Annotated in this window: 1 protein-coding gene; it reads left to right on the top strand. The window is 56.7% G+C overall.

The features are described 5' to 3' along the window. Nucleotides 1–284: type IV secretion system protein (locus XcuCFBP2542_RS19215; RefSeq protein ID WP_146090402.1), on the top strand; the 284-nt coding region annotated here is incomplete at both ends.

The raw sequence follows: 284 nt of genomic DNA on the forward strand, positions 1-284 counted from the left end.
GCCTTCCTGATCGGGATCGGGCCGATTTTCATCCTGGCGCTGATCTTCGACCAGACCAAGGACCTGTTCAAGAAATGGCTGTTCTATTTACTCGGCACGTTGTTCTCGATGGCCATGCTGTCGGTGGTGACGGCGATGGTGCTGAAATTCACGGCAAAAGTGGCTGCGGCCTACTGGGCTGCACAACTGTTCACGTTGGGCAATGCGGAAGGATTGTCGAGCCAGGCGCTGCAGCAGGGCGGTATCGGGCTGTTCATGACGGTGCTAATCATCACCGTGCCAAC

It is taken from the genome of Xanthomonas cucurbitae (assembly GCF_002939885.1).
GTDB classification, from domain to species: Bacteria; Pseudomonadota; Gammaproteobacteria; order Xanthomonadales; family Xanthomonadaceae; genus Xanthomonas; species Xanthomonas cucurbitae.